We start from the raw sequence: 25,335 nt of genomic DNA on the forward strand, positions 1-25,335 counted from the left end.
GAAAGTGTCAGGCCGGAAATGGTGAAGATATGGATTATTTCGCTACGACACACCGATCTGTGATGGACATTACAATTTCAAATCTGGATGGTTTAACCTTATTTTTGATTAATTAGTTAATATTTAAGCAATAAATGTGTGACACCCGTCATTTATTCCTTTTCAGTATGGATTTTTCATCTTTAAGGATATGGATAAAGCCAATTTTGACGCAAAAAAAACCTCTACCCGAGGGCAGAGGTTCTTTATTCGGGCTGACTTAACGTGCCAGCCAGCCGCCGTCTACGGCAACGGTGTAGCCGTTAATGTAGTCCGAAGCCGGGGACGCCAGGAATACAACCGGGCCCATCAGATCGCTCGGCAGACCCCAGCGACCCGCTGGAATACGCTCCAGGATTGCCGCGCTGCGCTCTTCATCCGCACGCAGCTGCTGGGTATTGTTGGTGGCCATGTAGCCCGGCGCAATCGCGTTGACGTTGATGTTGTGCTGCGCCCACTCGTTCGCCAGCAGGCGGGTCACGCCCATCACGGCACTCTTCGATGCGGTGTAAGACGGCACGCGGATGCCGCCCTGGAAAGAGAGCATGGAGGCAATATTAATGATCTTGCCACCTTTCCCCTGAGCAATGAAGTGCTTCGCAGCCGCCTGGGACATAAAGAACACGCTCTTGATGTTCAGATTCATCACGTCGTCCCAGTCCGTTTCGCTGAAGTTAATCGCGTCTTCGCGACGGATCAGGCCGGCGTTGTTCACCAGAATATCGATATGCCCAAACTCCGCCACCGCGCGATCCAGCAGCTCAGGGATCGCATCGATTTTGCGCAGGTCCGCGGTCAGGCTCAGGAAACGGCGGCCCAGCGCGGTGACGCGCTCGATAGTTTCCGTTGGCTCAACGATGTTAATCCCGACGATATCGCAGCCCGCTTCCGCCAGACCTAACGCCATACCCTGCCCCAGCCCGGTGTCACAACCGGAAACCACAGCCACTTTACCTTGCAGAGAAAATGCATCCAGAATCATGTTTGTTCCTTAATCGTTCAGCGCCTGTCAGCAACAGGCAGATGTATGCTTAACTGCCTGCGACTAGCGCAGATCCTTAACAGCGACGTGGTCCATGTCATCAAAGACCTGGTTTTCACCGACCATCCCCCAGATAAAGGTATAGGCTTTCGTCCCCACGCCAGAGTGGATGGACCAGCTAGGCGAAATGACTGCCTGCTCGTTGTGCATAACGATATGGCGCGTCTCCTGCGGCTGTCCCATCATGTGGAACACGCAGGCGTCTTCATCCATGTTGAAATAGAAGTAGACTTCCATGCGGCGCTCGTGGGTATGGCACGGCATGGTGTTCCACAGGTTGCCCGGCGCAAGCTCGGTCAGCCCCATGCTGAGCTGGCAGGTTTCCAGCACATCCGGAACAAAGTATTTGTTGATGGTGCGACGGTTGCTGGTGAGGTTATCGCCAAGGGTCACCGGGGCAACGTCCGCTGGCGTGACTTTTTTGGTTGGATAAGTCGTATGAGCCGGGGCGCAGTTGTAGTAAAACTTCGCCGGTTTGCTGGCATCAATGCTGGCGAACACCACCTCTTTCGCGCCTTTGCCGACGTACAGCGCGTCGCGGTGACCAATTTCGTAGCACTGGCCATCGACGGTAATGGTGCCCGGCCCGCCGATGTTAATCACGCCCAGTTCACGGCGTTCGAGGAAGTAGCTCACGCCCAGCTGTTTGCCCACTTCACCGCCCACGGAGACGGTTTTCGCCACCGGCATAATCCCGCCCACAATAATGCGGTCAATATGGCTGTAGACCATGGTGTACTTGTCGGCTTCGAACACTTGCTCAACTAAAAACTCACTGCGCAGCCCCTGAGTATCCAGCATTTTAGCGTGCGCACTGTGGATGCTTTGTCTGACGTCCACGTAAACCTCCAGAATTGATCGTGCCCGAAGGCAAAGATAAATAACGAAACAACGTTCCGTTTTCGTGATGAACACATATTATCCCCTGACAACAGGGTTTTCAATTGCATTTAAAACAACGTTTCATTTTTTCTGCCTGTTTATGCCAGAAATGGAGTTTCGATCACGATAAATCTTTAAGACCCTCAATCTGGTTAATGAAAATGAGAAAGTGCGCTGTCAGTCACACATAATGAAACAACGTTTTGATAATTTATCACCTAGTTTTCAACCTACATTACGCGTTCAAAGGAGTGCATTATGGCTAAAGGTATGCGGGTCAAGCTGAACTATGAGGTCAGCCGCGATCCGGATACAGGCGTGGAAGTCACCCGCCTGACCCCACCGGAAGTAACCTGTCATCGCAACTACTTTTACCAGAAGTGCTTCTTTAACGATGGCAGCCACCTGCTGTTCGCCGGGGAGTTCGACGGTCACTGGAACTATTACCTGTTGGATCTGAAAAACGCCGAAGCGGTACAGTTGACCGAAGGCGCGGGCGATAATACCTTTGGCGGGTTCCTCTCTCCGGACGATAAATCCCTCTACTATGTGAAGAACGATCGCACCCTGCTGGAGGTGGATTTACAGACGCTGGCAGAGCGCGAAGTGTACCGCGTTCCGGAAGAGTGGGTCGGCTACGGCACCTGGGTCGCGAACAGCGACTGCACCAAACTGGTGGGTATTGAGATTGCCAGATGTGACTGGACGCCACTCAACGACTGGAAAATTTTCCACGACTTCTTCCACAAAGGGCCGCACTGCCGCCTGCTGCGCGTTGATCTGAAAACGGGTGAAAGCACCACCATTCATGACGAGAAGATCTGGCTGGGACATCCGATTTATCGCCCGTTCGATGACAATACCGTGGCCTTCTGTCATGAAGGGCCGCACGACCTGGTCGACGCCCGCATGTGGCTGGTCAACGAAGATGGCAGCAACGTGCGGAAAGTGAAAACGCACGCGGAAGGTGAAAGCTGTACACATGAATTTTGGGTGCCGGACGGGTCCGCGCTGATCTACGTCTCTTATCTGAAAGGTCAGCAAGGGCGTACCATCTCCCGCTTCAACCCGGACACCGGCGTGAATGAAGCGGTAATGAACATGCCCGCCTGTTCGCATCTGATGAGCAACGTTGACGGCAGCATGCTGGTTGGCGACGGTTCCGGTACGCCTGTTGACGTGAAAGACACCGGCGGCTACACCATTGATAACGATCCTTATCTGTATGCCTTTGACGTGGCGAAGAAAGCTTATTACCGCATCGCCCGTCATGACACCTCATGGGCTACGGTGGCGAACAGCCGCCAGGTAACCCACCCGCATCCGTCCTTCACGCCGGACGAAAAAGCGGTGCTGTACAGTTCCGATAAAGACGGCAAACCGGCCCTCTATATCGCGAAACTCCCCGAGCAACCTGAAATGTTGCATGCCTGAATGAGTTAGTGTTTCTGTAACTGGCCTTGCCCTCCGATTCGGAGGGCTTTTTTTTGGGTGATTGCGCGGCGCTTTTTGCCGGGTGGCGCTTCGCTTACCCGGCCTACGAAAAAATGGATTGGAAAGAATGTGTAGGCCGGGTAAGCGTTAGCGCCACCCGGCGGTTTTTAGCGAAGGAACTGAATTATCAGAAGGAGTACGCCACACCTAAACGGAAACGGGTCTGGCGTTCGTCCGTGTCTTTAACCCCCACGTTCCCCACCTCCACATACGGTGCCCAGTTTTTATCCCATTTGTAGGCCAGTTTGGCGTTATATTCGTTGGAATAATCTTTATTATTATTTCGGGCCACGCCTTCAGAACTTTTCGCGTAAACATAGTTCAGCTCGGTACGCCAGTCACCTAATACCCAACCGACCCACGCATCGCCTCGGTTAACTTTATCATCGTCCTTATTTGAGCTTGACGGGTAGCGAGTATATTCGTAACGGTAACGCGCAGCCACGTAGAAGCCATTATCGAAGCTATATTGCACATGCAGATTCGGTTTATAAATGGTGCGACTGTCTGTGCTTTCAATCGTAAACGCAGGGGTCAGGGCGATATTGTCTGTCGCTTTCCAGCGCCAGCTAATCTGATCTTCGTGACCGTTCCCCACTACATCCGCGAATGGCTGATCTGCCTTGTCCCCGCCTGATTTCCACTTCGCCTCGACTGAAAAACCGAAGCCATTATCAAAGCGGTGCGAGACGGCAACACGGTCGGCATTCGAGCCGCTGTCAATATATTCGTGACGCAGATCGACGGTAACGGCACTAGCCGCAAAAGAGGCACTAATAAGGGAAGCAAGGAGCAGAGATTTCTTAAACATGAAAAAACCCTCAATTAAAATAACGTTTCGTTTTTATGAAACTTGAGTTTATTTTTTATGCAAAGCTATTTTAGTGACAAGGATCGAAATTATTTGTTTCATTTTTTTTGGCAAAGATCGACGTGAACCCCATCAACAAAAAAAGGGCATTAACCGTAAATTTCAGGGGGAAGATCACATTAAGCACTTCACAAAGCAAATAATTAACCGCGCAATAATTATTGCGGGCTTCAGAAAGAACGCAGAAGTGTTAAAAAAGGATTCTGCGGACACAAAAAAACCTCCCGTGGGAGGTTTTCTGTGCACAGAGAGGGGAAACTACCGTTCGATAGCCAGGGCCACCCCCTGCCCTCCGCCAATACAGAGCGTTGCGATCCCTTTTCGGGCGTTACGCTTTTTCATTTCGTGGACCAGCGACACCAGAATGCGGCAGCCGGAGGCGCCAATGGGATGACCCAGCGCAATTGCACCGCCGTTGACGTTGACCCGCAGCGGATCCCATTCCAGCATTTTCCCGACCGAGATCGCCTGTGCAGCAAAGGCTTCGTTGACCTCAATCAGATCCACATCGCTCAGCTCCCAGCCCGCCCGCTCCAGGCAGCGGCGCGTGGCATAGACCGGGGCGATCCCCATTAACGCAGGATCAACACCCACGCTGGCAAACGCTTTGATGCGCGCCAGCACCGGCAGCGCCAGCTCCTGGGCTTTGCTTTCACTCATCATCATCACCGCCGCCGCACCGTCGTTAATGGATGAGGCGTTGCCTGCCGTTACAGAACCGAGCGTTTCAAAGGCCGGATCGAGTTTTGCCAGCCCTTCTGCGCTGGCATCGGTGCGCGGCTGCTCGTCGGTATCGACGATGAGCGCTTCGCCGTTCTGGCGCTGGGTACTGACCGGGACAATTTCATCGCGAAAACGCCCGGAGTCGATCGCTGCACGCGCTTTTTGTTGTGAGCTGAGGGCATATGCATCCTGAAGCTCGCGGCTGATACCGTATTCCCGCGCCAGGTTTTCCGCCGTTACGCCCATATGGTAGTCGTTGAAGGCGTCCCACAGCCCGTCGTGAACCAGACTGTCAAGCAGTTGACTGTTCCCGAGCTGCGCGCCGGTCCGGCTGTCGGTCAGGACGTGCGGGGCGCGGCTCATATTCTCCTGCCCGCCGGCAATAACCACGTCCGCTTCACCGCACTGGATGGCCTGCGTCGCAAGATGGAGCGCTTTCAAACCTGAACCACAGACGTCGTTGATGGTAATTGCCGAAACGGTATTGGGCAGGCCGCCCTTCAGCGCTGCCTGGCGCGCAGGGTTTTGTCCCGCGCCAGCGGTCAGCACCTGGCCAAGGATCACCTCATCAATTTCATGTGCGGCAATCCCGCTGCGTTCCACCAGCGCTCTTACCACCACGCTGCCGAGATCAACCGCAGAGTGACGCGCAAGCGCTCCCTGAAAACAGCCGATAGCCGTACGTAACGCACCCACTATAACGACATCTTTCATCACGACCTCTGTGCAAAATGACATGACGATAGTAGAGGATTGTTATCAACAATTGACGCAAATGTTTAAAATTAGTGAGTTTAGTCACAGGATTATCGTGCGTCCTGCAAGTACTGGCGCAGCCAGCTTCCGGCGACGCCGGGCGGGGTTCGTTTGTTCCATACCAGATCGATGGCAATCGACCTCGGCCAGCCCGGCACGTTCAGCTGCACCAGCGATTTCGACGCGGCAAATTCGTCGACCAGCGCGCAGGGTAACGCGCACCAGCCAAAGCCCTGTACCGCCATACTCAGCAGTAACAGGTAATTCGGCGCAGACCAGACCGGCCCGCGCGCAAGGGGCGCTTCCCGTTCAAGATAGGTACTCAGCCGCAGCTCGCGCCAGCCATGCAGCTCGTCCGCCTGCGTCTCATGTTGCCCTGCCAGAGGATGTCCGGCAGAAACGTAAATAGCCATCCTTGTCTGCATAGGCAGACGGGTCGCGCCAATATCGGTCGGGTAGCTGTCGCGCGCTTCCGTCAGGCCAATTTGCGCCCGCTCCTTTTGCAGCAGATCGATCACGTCCTCCTCTTCACCAATCAGGCACTCAAATTCCGTGTGCGGAAAACGCTGGTCGAACTGGCTCATCATCTGTTCCAGCACGGCCGGGTTAAGCGTATCGGAGAGAACAAAGGTAAAACGCGCCTCCGTTTGCGCGGTTAAAGATACGGCCAGCTCATCCAGGCGCGCGCTGGCGGCGAGTATCGACTGGACATAGCCCAGCACCTGTTCACCCTGGGCGGTCAACACCGGGTGACGCGCCGAGCGATCGAACAGCTCAAAGCCAAGGTCAGCTTCAAGGTTGGCGATGGAGGTGCTGATGGTGGACTGGCTTTTACGCAGCCGCCGTGCCGCAGCAGAAAACGAACCTGCGGCGACAGTTTCAACAAACGCGGTCAGTGCTTCGGGAGAATAACGCATGATGTATCTACTTTATCGATGGATACCATCTTTTATATATCACCTTAAACGATAAGAATAGACCGCATCAACGCCCATACTGGCGTCAATATGAGGTAAATATGCAACATCAGGATGCACTCCAACGTAAATTGCCGGAGCGGATCTTCCATGCCGTCTGTTTTGAAGGCATTGCTACGGCGATCCTCGCCCCGACGGCCGCGTGGCTAATGCAGCGCTCGGTGGTTGAAATGGGGGGTCTCACCATAATTCTGGCGACCACGGCAATGCTCTGGAACATTATCTATAACTTTGGCTTCGACCGTTTCTGGCCCGTCCAGCGGGTGAAGCGCACGGCGAAAGTGCGCGCCCTGCATGCGCTGGGTTTTGAATGCGGTTTTATTGTGATTGGCGTAACCATCGTTGCCGCCGTGCTGGGCGTGACGCTGCTCCAGGCCTTTACGCTGGAAATTGGTTTCTTCCTGTTCTTCCTGCCGTACACCATGCTCTACAATTGGGCGTACGACACCCTGCGGGAGAAAATCATCAAGCGCCGCCAGCAACGCCGCGCCCTGGCAAGCGAATAACCTTCCGGCCGGAGACCTGCTCCGGCCCACCCCTGCGAAGCAACGGCGACCTCAACGCATAATTATGGTAAATTGCACTCCTTTTTGTTCGTTTTATAGTTGATACGTTGCTCTAATGTCGAAAATTTGGTCAAAAGAAGAGACTCTCTGGAGTTTCGCCCTCTACGGCACTGCCGTGGGCGCAGGAACCCTGTTCTTGCCCATTCAGCTCGGCTCTGCTGGCGCGATTGTCCTGCTGATCACCGCCCTTGTGGCGTATCCCTTAACCTACTGGCCGCATAAAGCGCTGGCGCAATTTATTCTGTCGTCGAAGACGAAAGGCAACGAAGGGATCACTGGTGCCGTTTCCCATTACTACGGCAAAAAGATCGGCAACCTCATTACCACGCTCTATTTTGTGGCTTTCTTTGTGGTGGTTCTGATTTACGCGGTGGCGATAACTAACTCACTCACTGAACAGCTGGCGAAACGGATGACGGTGGATACCGGCATGCGGATGCTGGTGAGTTTTGGCGTGGTGCTGATTCTGAATCTGATCTTCCTGATGGGGCGGCACATCACCATTAAGGTGATGGGTTTCCTTGTTTTTCCGCTGATCGCCTATTTCCTGTTTGTCTCGCTGTATCTGACGGGCAGCTGGCAGCCGTCGCTTCTGACGAGCCAGATGGCCTTCGACCAGCATACGTTGCACCAGGTGTGGATTTCGATCCCGGTGATGGTTTTCGCTTTTAGCCATACTCCGATCATCTCGACTTTCGCCGTGGACCGTCGCGAGAAATACGGTGAAGAGGCGATGGGTAAATGCAAAAAAATCATGAAAGTGGCGTATCTGATCATCTGCCTCAGCGTGCTGTTCTTTGTGTTCAGCTGCCTGCTTTCGATTCCACCGTCGTATATCGTGGCGGCAAAAGAGGAAGGGGTGACGATCCTGTCCGCGCTGTCGATGATGCCTTCGTCCCCGGCATGGCTGGGCATTTCCGGCATTATCGTGGCAATTATAGCGATGTCGAAATCGTTCCTCGGCACCTATTTTGGCGTGATTGAAGGGGCAACGGAAATTGTGAAATCGTCTCTGAATCAGGTGGGTGTGAAAAAAAGTCGCGCCTTTAACCGCGCGGTTTCGATTCTCGGCGTGTCGCTGATTACCTTTGCGGTCTGCTGCATCAACCCGAATGCGATCTCGATGATTTACGCCATCAGCGGTCCGCTTATCGCCATGATCCTGTTCATCATGCCGACGCTGTCGACGTACCTGATCCCGTCGTTAAAACCGTACCGCTCCATCGGTAACCTGCTGACGCTGATTGTGGGTGTGCTGTGTGTGTCGGTGATGTTTGTCGGTTGAGTGTGCTGCCCGGCGCAATGCCGGGCATCTGTTTTACGCCCGAATATCGTCATACTCCCGCGTATTATCAAACTCATGCTTCGCAAACGGACACAGCGGGATAATTTTACGGTTCTCCCCGCGCATCTTCTCTACCACCTTCGCCACCAGCTGTTTACCCACACCCTGCCCTTTCAGGCTTGGATCTACATCGGTGTGCTCAATGATGCTCAGATGCTCGCCGGTTGGGACAAAGACAATCTCCGCTACCTGATTGCCTTCGGCGTCGTTGACGTAAAACTTGTTATGGCCTTCAAGAATTTCCATGGTTCCTCACTTATTTTTGGCGGTACTTCAGCGCACCGCTCGGGCAGGTATCAATTACGCGCACAACCGTTTCTGCATCTACTTCATCCGGCGCGATCCATGGTTTACGCTTCAGGTCGAACAGCGCCGCGCTGCCGCGCACGCAGTTGCCCGAGTGTTTGCAGATCCCGGTATTGAAGTAAACATCAATTTTCTCACCGGTGTAGGCCCGGTACCCCGCATCCAGTAGCTCCTGATCCATGATATTGCCTCTGTAATTATTGTGGTGACAAAAGAAGCATACCCTCAGCCGATCCGCCTGACCACGTCAAAAACGAGGTTTGGCCACCCTCTTTTCAACACGTTATTTCGCCAGACACTTAAGATTATTCCGAATACAGAAGCACCCGTTGCGACGATATATTTTTGCGTTGTGTCAACTCTTGTAATAATTCACGCCACGTTCACATTAGGATTATTAGCTAAGCGAACTCCCAACATCCAGATTTATTTCTCCCTAACCAGTGGATTTACCGTCCGTTTTTAAAGTTCGTAACGAAGCGGTATTTCCTGAACACCTGCAAAACTACCGCAAAACAACCCAGACATGAAATTTGACTCTTCTCACATAACGACTAATGTTAATTCCTGAACGACAACTGATACGAATTACTTATCGTATCTCCTGACATAAACGCAACATGAGGGTTGATATATGGCAGAGCAACATCGTGGTGGTTCCGGTAATTTCGCTGAAGACCGTGAAAAGGCATCAGAAGCTGGACGTAAAGGCGGCCAGCACAGCGGCGGTAATTTCAAAAACGATCCGCAACGCGCATCTGAAGCGGGTAAGAAAGGGGGCCAGAACAGTCACGGCGGAGGCCGTAAATCTGATAACTCCTGATCTTATTTAAAGCTCTTATAAATATACCGAGAGCATGCTGCGGGCCCGTCGGCTCGCAGTACCTTCCCTTTATTTCACTGGAGCGAAAATATGAATATGAAAACTGTTGAAGATGTATTTATTCACCTGTTATCCGACACCTACAGCGCTGAGAAGCAGCTGACCCGCGCTCTAAGCAAGTTAGCTCGCGCCGCATCCAGCGAGAAGTTGAGTGCCGCGTTCACGGCCCACCTCGAAGAGACTCAGGGACAAATCGAGCGTATCGATCAGATTATTGAGCAGGAATCCGGCCTCAAACTGAAGCGCATGAAATGCGTTGCGATGGAAGGCTTAATTGAAGAAGCCAACGAAGTTATTGAGAGCACTGAAAAAAATGAAGTGCGTGACGCTGCATTAATTGCCGCAGCACAAAAAGTCGAGCATTACGAGATTGCCAGCTACGGCACCCTGGCCACCCTGGCTGAACAATTAGGCTATAAAAAAGCCGTTAAACTTCTTGCCGAAACGCTGGAAGAAGAAAAAGAAACCGATCTCAAATTAACCGATCTGGCTGTCGGCAATATTAATCAAAAAGCCCAGAAAGGATAAATATTAATTTGATGAGCATCAGCAACAAAAATTAACCAGATAATAAATCACAGGAGTTAATTATGAATCATGTAGAACACTACCATGATTGGCTACGCGATGCCCATGCGATGGAAAAGCAAGCCGAATCCATGCTGGAATCTATGGCCAGCCGTATTGATAATTATCCCGACTTACGTGCACGAATTGAACAACACGTTAATGAGACTAAACACCAAATTACCGTGCTGGAAGAAATTCTCGACCGCAATGATATTTCCCGTTCGGTCATAAAAGATTCCATGAGCAAAATGGCGGCGCTCGGCCAGTCCATTGGCGGCATGTTCCCTTCCGACGAAATTGTTAAAGGCTCCATCAGCGGCTACGTTTTTGAGCAGTTTGAAATTGCCTGCTACACCTCTCTGCTGGCTGCGGCCAAACAAGCGGGCGATACCGCCTCCATTCCTGCCATTGAGTCCATTCTGGAAGAAGAGCGCCAGATGGCTGACTGGCTGCTCCAGCATATTCCACAGACGACGGAACAGTTCCTGCTGCGCTCCGATGCGGACGGTGTTGAAGCGAAAAAATAACGAAAGAGGGAGAAACTATGTTTCGACACGTAAAACAGCTGCAATACACGGTACGCGTAGCCGAACCGAATCCGGGCCTGGCCAATCTTCTGCTTGAGCAGTTTGGCGGGCCACAGGGCGAACTTGCCGCGGCATGTCGTTACTTTACGCAAGGATTGAGCGACGACGATCCCGGTCGTAAAGATATGCTGATGGATATCGCGACCGAGGAATTAAGTCACCTGGAAATTATCGGCACCCTGGTGGGTATGCTGAATAAGGGTGCGAAAGGTGAACTGGCGGAAGGCGTTGAAAATGAAGCGGAATTGTACCGCTCCATGACCGAGAACGGCAACGACAGTCATATCACCTCCCTGCTCTACGGCGGTGGTACTCCACTGACCAACTCCGGGGGCGTACCATGGACGGCGGCGTATGTGGATACTATTGGCGAGCCCACCGCCGATCTGCGCTCTAACATTGCGGCCGAGGCGCGCGCCAAAATTATCTACGAACGGCTTATTAACGTAACGGACGATCCGGGTGTTAAAGATGCGCTGGCGTTTTTAATGACGCGTGAGGCAGCACACCAGCTCTCGTTTGAGAAGGCGCTCCAGTCGATCCGTAACAATTTCCCACCGGGTAAATTGCCACCAATCGAAGAGTACACCAACAAGTACTACAATATGTCTGAGGGGGGAGAAGTTCGCGGCAGCTGGAACAGCGATAAGCACTTCGACTACGTGGAATCTCCTCAGCCAGCGGTCGATGGCGGTGACGGCGGCGCAAGCGTAACGCTCACGACAGAGCAGGAAACGCTGGTCAAAGCGATGTGCGCACGTACGAAATCCGACCCTAACGCCGATCCGCTTACCGGTGCCGAGCTTGGCGCAGGTAAGAAAAAACCGTAACCGGTTTTGCCAGGCAGCCTGAGGCTGTCTGGCAATGCCTTGTGCGCTATCAGTTCCAGAGGTACGGAGCATGTTCGAGCTTGATGCGTTTCATCTGGCCAGGATACAGTTCGCCTTTACCGTCTCTTTTCATATTCTCTTCCCGGCGATCACCATCGGGCTTGCGAGCTATCTGGTGGTTCTCGAAGGCATGTGGCTTCGCACAAAAAATGATGTCTGGCGCTCGCTATACCATTTCTGGCTAAAAATTTTCGCCGTCAACTTTGGTATGGGCGTGGTTTCCGGGCTGGTGATGGCCTACCAGTTTGGGACTAACTGGAGCGGCTTTTCCCAGTTCGCGGGCAGCATAACCGGCCCTTTGCTCACCTATGAAGTCTTAACCGCCTTCTTCCTGGAAGCCGGTTTCTTAGGCGTGATGCTGTTCGGCTGGAACAAGGTTGGCCCCGGCCTGCACTTCTTTGCCACCTGCATGGTGGCGCTGGGCACGCTGATGTCCACCTTCTGGATCCTCGCCTCTAACAGCTGGATGCACACCCCGCAGGGCTTCAGTATTCAGAACGGTCAGGTCATTCCCGAAGACTGGCTGGCCATTATCTTTAACCCCTCATTCCCTTACCGCCTGATCCATATGTCCATCGCCGCCTTCCTGTGCAGCGCCTTGTTTGTGGGCGCGTCCGGGGCATGGCATCTGCTGCGCGGTAACGATACGCCCGCGATCCGCAAGATGTTCTCCATGGCCATGTGGATGGCGCTGCTGGTCGCGCCCATTCAGGCCGTGGTTGGTGATATGCACGGGCTGAATACGCTTGAGCACCAGCCTGCCAAAATCGCCGCGATTGAAGGCCACTGGGAAAACCCGCCCGGCGAGGCCACCCCGCTGCTGTTGTTTGGCGTACCGGATATGGAAGAGGAACGCACCAAATACGGGCTTGAAATTCCCGCGCTCGGCAGCCTGATCCTGACGCACAGCCTGGATAAACAGGTCCCGGCGCTGAAGGATTTCCCGAAAGAGGACCGCCCTAACTCGCTCATCGTCTTCTGGTCCTTCCGCATTATGGTCGGCATGGGGCTGCTGATGATTACCCTTGGCGTACTGAGCGTCTGGCTGCGCTATCGCCGTCGACTCTATCACTCACGGCCATTCCACTGGTTTGCCCTCTGTATGGGGCCTGCCGGATTACTCGCGCTGCTCGCCGGGTGGGTCACCACCGAAGTGGGCCGCCAGCCGTGGGTCGTTTACGGCTATCTGCGCACGATAGATGCGGTGTCTCTGCACAGCACGTTGCAGATGAGCATAAGCCTGCTGGCCTTTATCGTGGTCTACTGTTCGGTATTTGGCGTGGGATATGTGTATCTCGCCCGGTTGATTAAAAAAGGTCCGCAGCCTGTGGGCACGCTAACGTCTAATACATCGGGTACCCCTGCCCGTCCGCTGTCCGCCGCCGAGTCTGTTCCGGAAGAGGAGAAGATCTGATGGGCGTCGATATCCCGGTCATCTGGTTTGCCATTATTGTCTTCGCCACGCTGATGTACATCATCATGGACGGTTTCGATCTCGGTATCGGCATGCTGTTCAGCTTTGTGGGTGATGCCAAAGAGCGCGACGTGATGGTGAACAGCGTCGCCCCGGTCTGGGACGGAAATGAAACCTGGCTGGTTCTCGGCGGCGCAGGGTTGTTCGGCGCGTTTCCGCTGGCCTACGCGGTAATAATCGATGCCCTGACCATCCCGCTGACGGCCATGCTGATCGGGCTTATTTTCCGCGGCGTGGCATTTGAGTTTCGCTTTAAGGCGACCCCTTCCCACCGCAAATTCTGGGACTATTCTTTTGCTGGCGGTTCCCTGCTCGCAACCTTCAGCCAGGGGATCGTGGTTGGCGCGATGATCAACGGCTTTGACGTGGAAGGGCGTCGCTTTGTGGGCTCCTCGCTGGACTGGTTCACCCCGTTTAACCTGTTCTGCGGGCTGGGCTTAATTGTCGCCTATACCCTGCTGGCCACCACGTGGCTGATCATGAAAAGCGAAGGCGCGCTGCAAAACCGGATGCGCGAGCTGACCCGCCACGTTCTGCTGGCGCTGATTGCCGTCATTGCGGTGGTAAGTATCTGGACCCCGCTCGGCTGGCAGTTTGTCGCCGAGCGCTGGTTTACTCTGCCTAACTTCTTCTGGTTCCTGCCGGTTCCGGTTCTGGTGGCGGTATTCAGCCTGTGGATCTGGCGGCTGACGCGTAATCCCGACAGCCATGCCCGTCCGTTCCTGTTAACGCTGGGCCTGATCTTCCTCGGCTTTAGCGGCCTGGGCATCAGCCTGTGGCCACACATAATTCCGCCGCACATCACCCTGTGGGAAGCCGCCGCGCCGCCTGCCAGCCAGCTGTTTATGCTGATCGGCACGCTGTTAATCATCCCGGTGATCCTGGTTTATACCGCCTGGAGCTATTACGTCTTCCGGGGCAAAGTGTCTGATACCGAAGGTTATCACTAAGGATTACTATGGCAGGCTGGCATACACGCGCCATTATTTACCAGATAGATACTGCCCTGTTTTACGATCTGAACGGCGATGGCTGTGGCGACATCGCCGGGATCGCCGCGAAGCTACGCTACATCCGCCGGATGGGCGCGACGGTTATCTGGATCACTCCGTTTTACCTCACGCCTTTTCTCGATGAAGGCTATGACGTGAGCGACCATTTGCAGGTCGATCCCCGCTTCGGCAAGCTCAACGATATCATCGCCTTTATTGAACAGGCGCGGGAGCTGGGGATGCAGGTCATTATTGAGCTGCTGATCCAGCATACCTCGGATGCGCATCCCTGGTTTCAACAGGCCCGCCGCAACCCTCAATCACCCTATCGTGACTATTACCTGTGGTCCGACACGGACGACGACGATACGCCGCCGATGTTCCCCGGCGTGGAGAAGAGTATCTGGGCATGGGACGACGAGGCGGGGCAATACTATCGGCATATGTTTTATCACCACGAGCCGGATCTCAATCTGGCCTCCCCTGCGGTGCTGAAGGAGGTTGAGAACATCATCATCTTCTGGCTAAAGCTCGGGGTGTCGGGCTTTCGCCTGGATGCGGCGTCGCACCTGACAAAACAGGCCGGACGTGGGGATGAAAAACGCGGCCTGTGGATCCTGGAGCATCTGCGCCGTCTTATCGAGCAGCGTAACCCGGATGCAATCCTGCTCGGCGAAGTCGACGTGGAGGTCGAGGCCTACAAAGATTATTTTGGTCAGAACGACCGGCTCAACCTGGTGCTGAATTTCTGGCTCAATAAGTACTTCTACGTCAGCCTTGCGGAGAAAAGCGCACGACCGCTGCACAACGCGGTGAAGAAGATGATTGTGCCGCCGGACTCCTGCTGCTTCGCCAACTGGCTGCGCAATCATGATGAGCTGGATCTGGAAGGGATAGGAAATAAAGCGAAGCAGACCGTCATTGATGCCTTTGCCCCTGACGAAGAGATGAGCGTGTATCAGCGAGGGATCCGCCGCCGTCTGGCGCCGATGCTTAATGGCGATCGTAAGCGGCTGGCCTTTTGCCATGCGGTCTTGTTTTCGCTGCCGGGCGTACCGGTCATGCGCTACGGGGATGAGATTGGCATGGGAGAGGATTTGGAACTGGAGGAGCGTTACGCCGTACGCACCCCGATGCAGTGGGCCGGATCGCAAGGCGGCGGTTTCTCAGACGCCGACCCGGAAACTTTTATCGCCCCGATGATTGACCGCGGCCCGTACCGCTATCAAAAAATCAACGTGGCGGATTCGCTGTTGCACCGCAACTCACTCCTGCACTGCATTATCGATATCGCCAATACGCGCTCGGAGTTCCCTGAGATCGGCGTCGCGCCGTTTCGTCTTATTAATATCGACAGCGATGCGGTGCTGGGGATCTATTACGAAACCGACACGCGCAGCATTCTGACCTTCGTTAACTTCAGCGATAAGCCCGTTAATTTTACTGCCAGAGGGATCCGGCATGCGACCTGGACCGCCTGCCTGGCGGACAAACGCTACAACGACGCGCTGGTGTGCGGCAAAACCGTCGCGCTTAACCTCAGCGGCTATGGCTACCGCTGGTTCTGGACCGATCGTACCGCACTGCGCTGATTATCGTCTCCGCGAGAGCAGAAGACGCGCCACGATCGCACCCGTGACGGCGAGGGAGCCGAGCAGCACTTTCCCCGGCATGCCGGAGGTAACGCTGGTGGCGCGCTCTTTTGCTTCGTCGGTGAAGTGCCCGTGGATTTTATGCAGATCGTTAACCGGCTGATCCAGATAGTCCTGACGGTCATCCGCATTTAGCGTATCGGTCATCTGCCCTTCCCAGGCCTTTTTAACCATCAGCCGATCCAGAAAGCCGGGAAAAAGAAATTGCCCGACAATCGACTGGACGGTGCTGCTGCCCACCCACAGCTCCCGCACCGGTTTTTGCGCTACCTTGAAAATCGCGCTGGCAGCCACTTCCGGCTGAAACACGGGAGGAACCGGGCGCATCGCCCAGGAAAATTTATTCCTCGCCCACTCGAACTGCGGCGTGTTGAGGCCCGGCATCTGTACCATTGCGATCTGCACCCGGCTGTTTTCATGCATCAGCTCGGTGCGCACGGCGTCAGTAAACCCGCGGATCGCGGCTTTCGCCCCACAGTAGGCTGACTGCAAGGGAATGGAGCGGTAGGCCAGCGCGGAGCCAACCTGAATAATCGTCCCCCGGTCACGAGGAGTCATTAACTCCAGCGCGGCGCGGGTACCGTTAACATAGCCCAGATAGGTCACCTCGGTGACGCGGCGAAACTCCTCAGGCGACATGGTGCGAAACGGCGCCAGCATCCCGCCCATGGCGTTATTCACCCACACATCGATGGCCCCAAGCCGGTATTCAATCTCGTTAGCAGCATCGGTCACCGCCTTGCTGTCCGCCACGTCGGCCTGAACGGCACAGGCGTTGATCCCGAAACGGCACAACTCCTCTTCTGTGGAGCGCAGGCTCTGCTCATCGCGGGCAATGATGCCCACATCGTAGCCCGCTTTGGCAAAGTGCAGCGCCGTGGCCTTCCCCACGCCCGCCGTACCGCCGGTAATAACGATGACAGCCATAGCCTTTCCCCTTGTTTCAGACGTTATCCCAGCCGGAGAGTATTTCGATCAGTTCAGACAGGGAATAACGCACCGCTTTATCCACCACATCCTGACATTCACCGGAAAACAGCACGGTGCGGGTTTCCGTCTGTCCGCGAATATTCCAGCCGAAGCAGACCGTACCGGCTGCGGTGCCATCGTCTCCGCCTTCCGGTCCCGCATAGCCGCTGATGGCAAGGCCAATATCCGCCTCGGCAATTTCGCGAATTTTAGCGGCCATCTCGGTCACCGTTTGTTCACTGACGGCGGTGAAGCGCTCAATGGTTTCGTGCCGCACGCCGAGGATCCTCTCCTTCGCCGCATCGCTGAACACCACCATGCCAACGTCATAAAATTCCGCGGTGTTCTCTTCGGCACAAAGCGCAACCGCAAGATTGCCGCCGGTACAGGACTCTGCGGTAGTTAACCGCAAACCTCTGTCCGTAAGCTGAGTGGCGAGCTTTTTCGTCAGCTCGCTAATGGTGCTGTTACTGTCGTGAATAAGATTGCTCATCGCGTTGCCCTTAATTTTCGTCAGGAATAATAGAAATATGACCATTACGCTCAAGAATAGCGTATTTTATCTCCTTCAATTCTGTAATACCGTGATTCTGGCGGGCTGATACCAATATATCATCACAGGATACATCGACCTTTTTCAGTTTATCGACAAGGGGGACACCGTTCTCCACCAATATCACCGGCGTGCCATCAAGAATATTCTCAACAGTGGAAAAATATTTTTTCAGGAGGCCAAATATAATATCCACCACCACCAGCGTTGTTATTGTAATCATCGCACCGGTGATGGAAAAATCTTCGCCAAGTAGCGCCTGCTGTGTCGCTTCACTGATAATTAAGAGCAAAATAAGGTCAAAACTGGTCATTTGTAGCAGGGCGCGCCGCCCGGCAACTTTAAACACAATGACCAGAAACAGGTAAATTGCCAGGGCACGAAAAACCATGTCCATATTCGACTCCTAGGGGTAAATAAACTGCCAGAAACGGATATCTGGCTCGTTGTTTACGCGGATGCTGTTTGTCCACTTCCCTGCTTTTGACGGCGTGATGAATAATAGAACGGTAAATTTATCGGTCTGTTGTAAACGATCGTAGACGAGAAACAGGGTATTCCCCCGGCTGTACATGCTGTCCGGTTGTGGCCAGACGCTGCCGGGCTCATACGCGTCGCTGCTTTCGCTGGTCAGGCTGAGGGTATATTTCCCCTCAGACGTCACCGGAAACGTCAGCGCCATCCGCGCTTCGGTCTGGCGGCGACCGAAGCGCTCATAGCTCAGAGCCAGGGATTTTGCATCGTTTGTTTTCTCCACGTCGCTGACCACACCGCTTGAAAACAGCCCGGCAATTGCCGCCACGATAATAGCTAACAGCACAATAAAACCCACCTGACGAAATGCGTACTCAAACGTCAGTAAACGATAACTCTCTTTTATCCCAGGCACTTTTTCATTTTTTGGTTCCATGGCAGTCGTCACCGTTTCGCTTAATTGCCGAAATTTTTGATTTCTCTGTGAAAATGCTTTTAAGACTTATCACATTTGCCACATAAAGAAATAGCAACAATACTTAATAAGTCAAGACATCCAAAATGAAGGATATCAGATGAAATTATCAGTGATTTCAGCTTTGTTAATATTAATTATCCCTACTGCCTGGGCAGATAATAACGGCGGGTTACAAAAGGGTGACGCGCCGCCACCGCCGCATGCGTTGGACAGCGGTTATCGTGGTACCGATGATGCGCGCATTATGACCATTACTCAGGCGAAAGAGATGCATGATGGCGCCTCTATTTCACTGCGCGGCAATCTTATTGATGGCAATGGCGATAAATACGTATTCCAGGATAAAACCGGGAAAATCGACGTTATTATCCCGAAAGCCGTATTTGACGACAGAACCGTGGAACCTGACAACATGATCAGTATTAGCGGCTCGCTCGATAAAAAATCATCCCCACCCGTAGTCCGGGTCAGCCACTTGCAAAAATAATTCAGCGAAGCGTTAACGCTGTAACTATCCATCAAATCTCACCCCTAACAAGGAGTTAGCTATGAGTGATAATGAACAACGTACGAACGCTTACCCAACGCCACCTTTCCCGAAGCAACCCCAGACGCCGCCGGGCCTGTCCTCAGAAATGGAACCCGTACCCGACCACGGCGAGAAGAGCTACAAAGGGCATGGACGTCTTGCCGGTAAGAAGGCGCTAATTACCGGGGGCGATTCCGGCATCGGACGCGCGGTAGCCATTGCCTATGCCCGCGAAGGGGCAGATGTCGCCATTAACTATTTGCCGGAAGAGGAAGAAGACGCAGCGGAAGTCATCGCCCTGATTAAAGCGGAAGGACGGAACGCCGTCGCGCTTCCGGGCGATGTTCGCGACGAAACTTTTTGTCAGAACCTGGTGGAGCAGGCCGTCTCAAAACTGGGCGGGCTGGATATCCTGGTGAATAACGCAGGCCGCCAGCAGTATCGTGAGTCGCTGGAAGAACTGACTACGGAAGATTTTGACGCGACCTTTAAGACCAACGTCTATGCGCCTTTCTGGATCACAAAGGCGGCGTTGCGCCACATGAAAGCCCCTGCATCCATTATTAACACCTCCTCCGTTCAGGCGGTTAAACCGAGCGCCGTACTGCTTGACTATGCGCAGACCAAAGCCTGTCTCGCGGTGTTTACCAAAGCGCTGGCGAAACAGCTGGGTCCGAAAGGGATCCGCGTGAACGCGGTAGCGCCCGGACCTTACTGGACCGTGCTTCAGCCCAGCGGTGGGCAGCCACAGGAAAAAGTGAAACATTTTGGCGAGAGTACCCCTCTGGGACGCCCGGGACAGCCCGTGGAGATCGCACCGCTGTATGTCACTCTGGCCTCGGATGAGTGTTCATACACCTCCGGGCAGGTCTGGTGTTCAGACGGCGGCGACGGCGTCATTTGACGAAAAAGGCTGCGAAAGCAGCCTTTTTTACTTTTAAGGGGTGACGACAGGAAACCAGAAGCTGAAGCTCTCCATGCAGCGCAGCATTTCGTTCACCTTCGCGGCATTGCCGACGATCGTCACCTCTCCTGCCTGTTGCGCCTTTTTCAGCGTGGTTTCCTTAAGGATGATTTTGTTCAGCGTTTCGCGGCTGAGCGTAATGGTTGCATCCGGATCTTCTGCCTGAGCGTTGGCGCTATGGTTCAGCACGCCATTTTCCAGCTCCAGCTTATACCTGCCGCCCTCGCGGCCTAAATCAACGTTAAAAATGCCTCTGGCATTCGCCGCTCTGACGCCGTTAAGGTGAACGCCGAGGTAGTCAAAAATCATCTCAGTTGACATGGCACGGACCGCATCCGGGCTGGCGGTTTTGGGCGTCGGCTTTATCTTCACGCCGTTACGCAACTCTTGCGCACCGGTGAGGTAGGCGTTACGCCACGGCCCTGACTCCGCATGGTATCCCAGCTGTTCAAACGCGTCCGCTTCCAGTTCGCGCGCTGCCTTATTATTCGGATCGGCATAAACGACTTTACTGACCACCTGAGCCACCCAGCGATAATTCCCCCGGGCATAATCGACACGAGCTTTTTCAAGGATCGCGCGGGCTCCGCCCATGTAATCGACATACTTTTTCGCCGCCTCGACCGGAGGCAGTTCATCGAGCGTCGCCGGATTGCCGTCGAACCAGCCAAGATAGTAGACATAGGTGGCTTTGACGTTGTTGCTTACCGAGCCGTAATAGCCACGGCCTGCCCAGGATTTAGCCAGTCCGTAAGGCAGGGCGAAATTTGCGGCTATTTCATCCCTCGTCAGCCCCTTATTCGCCAGTCTGAGCGTCTGGTCGTTGATATAGCGGTAGATATCACGCTGGCTTTTCATCAGCTTCACCACTTTCTTATTACCCCATGTGGGCCAGTGGTGCTGCGCGATAATAATTTCCGCTTTATCCCCCCAACGATCGAGAGCGTTATTGATGTATTTTGACCATGCCAGCGGATCGTGTATTTTCGCCCCGCGCAGCGAATAAGTATTGTGCAGGGTGTGAGTGACGTTCTCTGCTGCTTCAATCAGCTTTTTCTCTTCCACATACCAGAGCATTTCAGACGGCGCTTCCGACCCCGGCGCCAGCATAAAATCATAGGTGAGACCGTCGATGATCTCTTTCTGCCCGTCTTTGGTAATGGCGTGAGTGGGCGCGATAAGCGTGACCGTCCCCGCTGAGGTGGTCGTCCCCAGACCTGCCCCTATCTGACCTTTTACATTGGCCTTTAACAGGTTTCCGTAGATATAACTGGCACGGCGGCTCATGGCATTTCCGGCCATGATATTTTCCGATACTGCCTCTTCCATAAAACCTGCTGGAGCATAGACTTTCACTTTGCCGGTCATCACTCCCGCTTCATCGACCACGCCACGCACGCCGCCATAATGATCGACATGACTATGGGTATAAATAACGGCAACAACCGGGTGTTTGCCACGATGTTGAACGTAAAGATCCATGCCCGCTTTGGCCGTTTCCGCAGACACCAGCGGATCGATAACCGTGATCCCCTCTTTGCCCTCTATAATCGTCATATTCGACAGATCGAGGTTGCGGATCTGGTAGACGCCTTCCGTGACCTCAAACAGACCGCCAATATTATTCAGCTGCGCCTGACGCCACAGGCTCGGGTTGACGGTATCCGGCGCTTTTTGCCCTTCTTTGATAAAAGCGTATTTCTGGGGGTTCCAGATAACGGCGCCTTTTTCGTCTTTAATCACCGCGGCTGGCAGCGGGGCAATAAAGCCTTTGTGCGCATTTCGGAAATCGGTCTTATCAAAGAAGGGCAGTTGACCATAAAGTGCATCATTCATCTCTTTCGTATGGGCAGTGGCTCCCTTCCCTTCCTTTTGTGCCAGGACAGGCAATGAGGTCAACGAAACTAATAGCAGACCAGCAACGGCCATCGCACTAACGAGAGTTTTAAATTTCATACTTCCTCGAGGAGTTATATTCACGCTGGCGGTACATGGGGGGAAAGGAGGCTATCACCAGGCTTATCTTTAACCTATGAAATTAACGTTTATAAATAAATAAGTTAATTCTTTCTTCGCTGCGGCCTTCAGGGATAATGCTGAGTCCAGTTATTTCCCCGGAGTGATTCGATGAAGAGCCTGCCGTTCTTTTTCGCTGTATTAACCCTCAGCACATTAACAGCCTGTAGTTCTCCCCAACCAGACAATGTTGAAAAAATCAATCATCTGCAAATTCCACTGGTGTTGCCGGGGGAAAAATCGCCGCAGGTACAGATATCGCATATCGCGTCTCTTTATCAGGAAAATAAACAGCAGATCGAGACCCTAACGCGCAGCGTAAAATCACAGTATCTACAGGACACCACCGCAAAAGAAATTTTTGTTGCGGACAGTGCCGTTCAACGCGTCTATGCCTCGCTGACCAAGCTGGAACAGTTAGATATGGTTAATCAGCAATATCTGAAAGATAATAATGTCACGGGTCTGCAAAATATTCATATCGTTCTTGAACCGTTATTCACCAGCTGAAAACAAAAAACCCGGCAACTTAAGCAGCCGGGTTTTTATTAATGGGCATATCACGGGCATCAGTCGTACTGACCAAAGCGATAGCTAAGCCCTGCGGTGACGGAACTCAGGTCGCTGCTCACGCCGATCTGGTTAACATTGCCCACGTTGCTTACCCACTGATACTCCAGGCGGCCCGCCCAGTTTTTATTGAAGGCGTATTCAGTACCCACGGCAGCAAGCGGGCGCACACCGGTTTCAAAACGATTGTGACCACTTACATCGGATTCAGCGCGATAGCCCATTGCGCCGGCACGGCCGTAAATATCCCAGTCATTGGTCAGGGCATAACTGGCCTTCAGAGACAGTTGCAGGCCCTGAGTTTTCATTTGCGCCCCTGCGCCATGCTGGCCTTTAATCTGCATGTTGCCTAAATAATCATAACCACCTTCTACCGCAAGCCATGGGGTAATCTGATAACCCGTATAAACACCCCCGCCGACATTATCATGGTCAAAATCGAAGTGATCGGAATGCGTGTTCTCAAACGCTTTTGAACCCATATTGGTATCAAAATAGTGAGACCAGCCGAATTTCGCCCCGCTATACCAGGTGCCCGCATCCGCAGCGGCGAAGGCGGAAGTGGCGGTAAATACATTAGCCATAATCAATGCGATAACTGTCTTTTTCATAAAAATACCGTTTACTTGATAAAGTTAAATCTGAGAAAGCAAACGATATAGAAAATTAACGGCAGCGTTAATTCCATTTCTGTTTAATTTTAAACTTCCGCTAGAATGATTCGGGTAAATGCCTGACGTCAAGCAGATATCCACCGCGCTTAAAGGAAATATATTCGCCCTGCTTAAGGGCGGATAATACATTGAGTATACTGCTGCGAGAGAGCAGCGTACGATCCTGAATATATTCCAGAATCGTGGTACGCAGACGCGTCTCTTCCGGAAGCAAAATCATTTCCTGAAGGTGGTTACGAATAACGGAATAGGTACGCTGCTGGAGTACCTGTGCATCACGAAATATTAAATAGGCCGTATGGTATGAAAGCAGCGCGGCGACATCCTCCCAGACGCCCTCGGCGCGAAACAACTCAGCCGCCTTGTCCGCATCGAGACGTAAAATAGTCGACTCCCTTTCCGCACGGAGAAGATGCCCCTGCGTAGGCTGGATCATCTCTGCAATACCAAACAAATGCGGCTCGTAAACGGTCACTACCACCAGTCCATCCGAAGCCCGCAGCAGGGATAACTCCCCTTCCAGAAAGAGGTACATCTGCTGTTTCCCCTTCCGTAACCAGGTGAGTCGCTTACGCGGAACAACGTGCACTTTCTCCGCTATCGGCTCAAGGATGGCGGTCAGTCGTTCGATGGATTTTTCGGGTCGAACAGGCGGTAAAATATGCATGGTACAACCTTCTGACATTCAATATCTGCCATTATAGACCATATATTTTAAGCGGTTAGCCGATCAAAACTGATAGCTGTAGTTGACGCTGGCAAACCAAAGATAAGGATGGTCGTAACTTCCGGCAAACGCCACCGGCGATTTCACATGCGACGACTGCATATGAAGATACGACACGGCAATACCAATATTGCTGGCCGGGGTGATCTGATACTGGGCCCCCGTGCCAAATCGCCACTCATCGCCGGTAGGTAAGGTTAAGGCCACATCGCTCTGGCTTTCATACGGCGAGCTGTCGAACGCCACACCGGCATTCAGTCGCCACTGAGGCGTTGGACGATACTGCACGCCCACCGCACCGTGCCACGTGTCCTTCAGGCGGCTGACGTTGTTCAGCTGCTGGTCCCCGACGACGATTTGCGGCGCGCCGAACTGGCTCCAGTCCTGCCAGCCGAGATCGCCCATAACCGACCACCGCGGGTTAATATCATGCACCAGACTGAGCATGATTTGCTGCGGCGCGCTGATCTGTGCCGACAACGGCAGGTCGTAGGTGCCGTTCTGTAGACGCGCGTTGCCGTCAATATTGAAGCTGAAGTCCGTTTCGCTGTTCCAGGTAATACCGGCTCGGGTCTGGTCAGTTAGCTGCATCAGCAGCCCAAGCCGATAGCTCATGGCCAGGTCTTCATCGCGTCGCTGGTAGTCATCATCGTTAACGCTGCGAGTCAGCGAGAAGTAACCGTAGTTAACGTTGGCGGACGCGCCAATCGAAAGACGGTCGTTAAGCTTATAGGCCAGCGAGGGGCTGAGCGTCATGGCTACCATGGTACTCTTTTTAATCAGCCTGTCGCCCGCCCAGCTGCCGTAGTCGATCCCCAGGCCGTAATTACCGTAAAGCCCGATCCCGGCATAAAGATCATCGTTTATCTTCTGGCTATAAAAGGCGCTGGCATTCGGGATGGTTTTCATCACATCGCCGGGGCTTTGATGGGCATCGTTATCCAGCTGGTTGTCGATGGAGCCATCCATAACCTGTAACCCGCCGGTGACCATATGATCCGGTAAGCGCGTCATGCCAGCCGGGTTGGTCATAATTGTAGAGGCATCCTGCGCACGAGCCGCCTGCCCTGCTCCGGCAAGCGCGGTATCTTCGGTGCCGGCTTCATAAAAATAGAGGGCGCTGGCATGGGCACTGGAGGCAGCTAATACGCCAGCGCACAGGAGGAGTCGTGTTTTCATCTGTGGTCCGGGAAATAAAAAATTTGCCGACAGATATAACAGGGGCGATTGATTACGTAAAAAGAAAGAGGGTTTAATTTTAAATTATGCGCGGTTCAGCCCCTCTTAATATCTCTGACAATTCAGCGACGTCCGGAATACGACGCCGCTACG

At 53.4% G+C, this 25,335-nt stretch carries 28 protein-coding genes; 13 read left to right on the plus strand and 15 right to left on the minus strand.

What is annotated here, in order from left to right:
• Window positions 1-259: 259 nt before the first annotated feature.
• A complete protein-coding gene (gene kduD / locus DD606_RS01935; protein WP_003862835.1) occupies window positions 260-1,021 on the minus strand; it encodes a 2-dehydro-3-deoxy-D-gluconate 5-dehydrogenase KduD in 762 nt (253 codons plus the stop codon).
• A gap of 63 nt (window positions 1,022-1,084) precedes the next feature.
• Entirely contained in the window at window positions 1,085-1,921 is an 837-nt protein-coding gene (gene kduI / locus DD606_RS01940) for a 5-dehydro-4-deoxy-D-glucuronate isomerase (RefSeq protein WP_003862837.1), read from the minus strand.
• A 300-nt stretch (window positions 1,922-2,221) separates the two neighbouring features.
• Here kduI and DD606_RS01945 point away from each other — a divergent pair, with 300 nt between their 5' ends.
• On the plus strand, window positions 2,222-3,397 hold the full coding sequence (locus DD606_RS01945; RefSeq protein ID WP_003862840.1) for an oligogalacturonate lyase family protein: 1,176 nt from the start codon (window positions 2,222-2,224) through the stop codon (window positions 3,395-3,397).
• A 187-nt stretch (window positions 3,398-3,584) separates the two neighbouring features.
• Here the strand turns inward: DD606_RS01945 and DD606_RS01950 are convergent, their stop codons facing one another.
• From DD606_RS01950 to DD606_RS01965, 3 genes are all read right to left on the minus strand, one after another.
• Window positions 3,585-4,268 carry an oligogalacturonate-specific porin KdgM family protein gene (locus DD606_RS01950; RefSeq protein ID WP_003862842.1) on the minus strand — a complete coding sequence of 228 codons (684 nt, stop codon included), beginning with the start codon at window positions 4,266-4,268 and terminating at the stop codon, window positions 3,585-3,587.
• Between the two features lie 318 nt (window positions 4,269-4,586).
• Window positions 4,587-5,765, minus strand: a complete 1,179-nt coding sequence (locus DD606_RS01960; protein ID WP_003862843.1) for an acetyl-CoA C-acetyltransferase — start codon at window positions 5,763-5,765, stop codon at window positions 4,587-4,589.
• A 92-nt stretch (window positions 5,766-5,857) separates the two neighbouring features.
• A complete protein-coding gene (locus DD606_RS01965) occupies window positions 5,858-6,724 on the minus strand; it encodes a LysR family transcriptional regulator (protein WP_003862845.1) in 867 nt (288 codons plus the stop codon).
• A gap of 101 nt (window positions 6,725-6,825) precedes the next feature.
• Between DD606_RS01965 and DD606_RS01970 the strand changes: the two genes are divergently transcribed.
• Window positions 6,826-7,290 (plus strand): multidrug/biocide efflux PACE transporter, encoded by a 465-nt coding sequence (locus tag DD606_RS01970; protein WP_022651793.1) that lies wholly within the window; start codon window positions 6,826-6,828, stop codon window positions 7,288-7,290.
• A 115-nt stretch (window positions 7,291-7,405) separates the two neighbouring features.
• Window positions 7,406-8,635 carry an amino acid permease gene (locus DD606_RS01975; RefSeq protein WP_003862847.1) on the plus strand — a complete coding sequence of 410 codons (1,230 nt, stop codon included), beginning with the start codon at window positions 7,406-7,408 and terminating at the stop codon, window positions 8,633-8,635.
• 33 nt (window positions 8,636-8,668) lie between these two features.
• Here the strand turns inward: DD606_RS01975 and DD606_RS01980 are convergent, their stop codons facing one another.
• Both DD606_RS01980 and yjdI read right to left on the minus strand, forming a co-directional pair.
• The gene (locus DD606_RS01980; RefSeq protein WP_003862848.1) at window positions 8,669-8,941 is read right to left on the minus strand and encodes a GNAT family N-acetyltransferase; all 273 of its coding nucleotides are present in this window, start codon (window positions 8,939-8,941) and stop codon (window positions 8,669-8,671) included.
• 10 nt (window positions 8,942-8,951) lie between these two features.
• Complete coding sequence (gene yjdI / locus DD606_RS01985; RefSeq protein ID WP_003862849.1) at window positions 8,952-9,182, minus strand: 4Fe-4S mono-cluster protein YjdI; 231 nt, start codon at window positions 9,180-9,182, stop codon at window positions 8,952-8,954.
• Window positions 9,183-9,635: 453 nt separating this feature from the next.
• Here yjdI and DD606_RS01990 point away from each other — a divergent pair, with 453 nt between their 5' ends.
• The 7 genes from DD606_RS01990 to DD606_RS02020 all read left to right on the plus strand — a co-directional run bounded on the left by DD606_RS01990 (window position 9,636) and on the right by DD606_RS02020 (window position 15,989).
• Window positions 9,636-9,824 carry a general stress protein gene (locus DD606_RS01990; RefSeq protein WP_022651794.1) on the plus strand — a complete coding sequence of 63 codons (189 nt, stop codon included), beginning with the start codon at window positions 9,636-9,638 and terminating at the stop codon, window positions 9,822-9,824.
• A 90-nt stretch (window positions 9,825-9,914) separates the two neighbouring features.
• Entirely contained in the window at window positions 9,915-10,412 is a 498-nt protein-coding gene (locus DD606_RS01995; protein ID WP_003862851.1) for a ferritin-like domain-containing protein, read from the plus strand.
• Window positions 10,413-10,474: 62 nt separating this feature from the next.
• Window positions 10,475-10,981: a ferritin-like domain-containing protein gene (locus DD606_RS02000; RefSeq protein ID WP_003862853.1), complete on the plus strand. Its 507-nt coding sequence runs from the start codon at window positions 10,475-10,477 to the stop codon at window positions 10,979-10,981.
• 17 nt (window positions 10,982-10,998) lie between these two features.
• Window positions 10,999-11,871 carry a manganese catalase family protein gene (locus tag DD606_RS02005; RefSeq protein ID WP_032610071.1) on the plus strand — a complete coding sequence of 291 codons (873 nt, stop codon included), beginning with the start codon at window positions 10,999-11,001 and terminating at the stop codon, window positions 11,869-11,871.
• 70 nt (window positions 11,872-11,941) lie between these two features.
• Window positions 11,942-13,345, plus strand: coding sequence for a cytochrome ubiquinol oxidase subunit I (locus DD606_RS02010; protein ID WP_003862857.1), 1,404 nt, complete (start codon window positions 11,942-11,944; stop codon window positions 13,343-13,345).
• On the plus strand, window positions 13,345-14,355 hold the full coding sequence (gene cydB / locus DD606_RS02015) for a cytochrome d ubiquinol oxidase subunit II (RefSeq protein ID WP_015571779.1): 1,011 nt from the start codon (window positions 13,345-13,347) through the stop codon (window positions 14,353-14,355). Before DD606_RS02010 ends, cydB begins: the two co-directional genes overlap by 1 nt.
• An 8-nt stretch (window positions 14,356-14,363) precedes the next feature.
• Window positions 14,364-15,989, plus strand: coding sequence for an alpha-amylase family protein (locus tag DD606_RS02020; RefSeq protein WP_048209569.1), 1,626 nt, complete (start codon window positions 14,364-14,366; stop codon window positions 15,987-15,989).
• Here the strand turns inward: DD606_RS02020 and DD606_RS02025 are convergent, their stop codons facing one another.
• Genes DD606_RS02025 through DD606_RS02040 form a run of 4 tightly spaced genes read right to left on the minus strand, consistent with a single transcriptional unit; the run spans window position 15,990 to window position 18,481 of the window.
• Window positions 15,990-16,976, minus strand: a complete 987-nt coding sequence (locus DD606_RS02025; RefSeq protein WP_126524537.1) for an SDR family oxidoreductase — start codon at window positions 16,974-16,976, stop codon at window positions 15,990-15,992. It abuts the gene before it with no gap.
• A 16-nt stretch (window positions 16,977-16,992) separates the two neighbouring features.
• The gene (locus DD606_RS02030) at window positions 16,993-17,511 is read right to left on the minus strand and encodes a 2-oxo-tetronate isomerase (RefSeq protein WP_003862863.1); all 519 of its coding nucleotides are present in this window, start codon (window positions 17,509-17,511) and stop codon (window positions 16,993-16,995) included.
• 10 nt (window positions 17,512-17,521) lie between these two features.
• Window positions 17,522-17,968: a DUF421 domain-containing protein gene (locus DD606_RS02035; protein ID WP_129258113.1), complete on the minus strand. Its 447-nt coding sequence runs from the start codon at window positions 17,966-17,968 to the stop codon at window positions 17,522-17,524.
• A 9-nt stretch (window positions 17,969-17,977) separates the two neighbouring features.
• Window positions 17,978-18,481, minus strand: a complete 504-nt coding sequence (locus DD606_RS02040) for a hypothetical protein (protein WP_129258115.1) — start codon at window positions 18,479-18,481, stop codon at window positions 17,978-17,980.
• A 139-nt stretch (window positions 18,482-18,620) separates the two neighbouring features.
• Between DD606_RS02040 and DD606_RS02045 the strand changes: the two genes are divergently transcribed.
• Window positions 18,621-19,010: a YdeI family stress tolerance OB fold protein gene (locus tag DD606_RS02045; RefSeq protein WP_003862868.1), complete on the plus strand. Its 390-nt coding sequence runs from the start codon at window positions 18,621-18,623 to the stop codon at window positions 19,008-19,010.
• Window positions 19,011-19,071: 61 nt separating this feature from the next.
• A complete protein-coding gene (locus DD606_RS02050) occupies window positions 19,072-19,956 on the plus strand; it encodes an SDR family oxidoreductase (protein ID WP_003862870.1) in 885 nt (294 codons plus the stop codon).
• Between the two features lie 33 nt (window positions 19,957-19,989).
• Here the strand turns inward: DD606_RS02050 and DD606_RS02055 are convergent, their stop codons facing one another.
• The gene (locus tag DD606_RS02055) at window positions 19,990-21,972 is read right to left on the minus strand and encodes an alkyl/aryl-sulfatase (RefSeq protein WP_129258117.1); all 1,983 of its coding nucleotides are present in this window, start codon (window positions 21,970-21,972) and stop codon (window positions 19,990-19,992) included.
• A gap of 171 nt (window positions 21,973-22,143) precedes the next feature.
• On the opposite strand from DD606_RS02055, the gene DD606_RS02060 reads away from it, so the two are divergent.
• Complete coding sequence (locus DD606_RS02060; protein WP_023323707.1) at window positions 22,144-22,542, plus strand: hypothetical protein; 399 nt, start codon at window positions 22,144-22,146, stop codon at window positions 22,540-22,542.
• A gap of 59 nt (window positions 22,543-22,601) precedes the next feature.
• Here the strand turns inward: DD606_RS02060 and DD606_RS02065 are convergent, their stop codons facing one another.
• The 3 genes from DD606_RS02065 to DD606_RS02075 form a co-directional block, all read right to left on the minus strand.
• Window positions 22,602-23,213 (minus strand): outer membrane beta-barrel protein, encoded by a 612-nt coding sequence (locus DD606_RS02065; RefSeq protein WP_045350885.1) that lies wholly within the window; start codon window positions 23,211-23,213, stop codon window positions 22,602-22,604.
• 100 nt (window positions 23,214-23,313) lie between these two features.
• Window positions 23,314-23,943, minus strand: a complete 630-nt coding sequence (locus DD606_RS02070) for a winged helix-turn-helix transcriptional regulator (protein WP_058662862.1) — start codon at window positions 23,941-23,943, stop codon at window positions 23,314-23,316.
• 63 nt (window positions 23,944-24,006) lie between these two features.
• Window positions 24,007-25,182, minus strand: coding sequence for an OmpP1/FadL family transporter (locus DD606_RS02075; RefSeq protein WP_059294458.1), 1,176 nt, complete (start codon window positions 25,180-25,182; stop codon window positions 24,007-24,009).
• Window positions 25,183-25,335 lie beyond the last annotated feature (153 nt).

The organism is Enterobacter cloacae complex sp. GF14B, from assembly GCF_004136805.1.
Classification (GTDB): domain Bacteria; phylum Pseudomonadota; class Gammaproteobacteria; order Enterobacterales; family Enterobacteriaceae; genus Enterobacter; species Enterobacter hormaechei_C.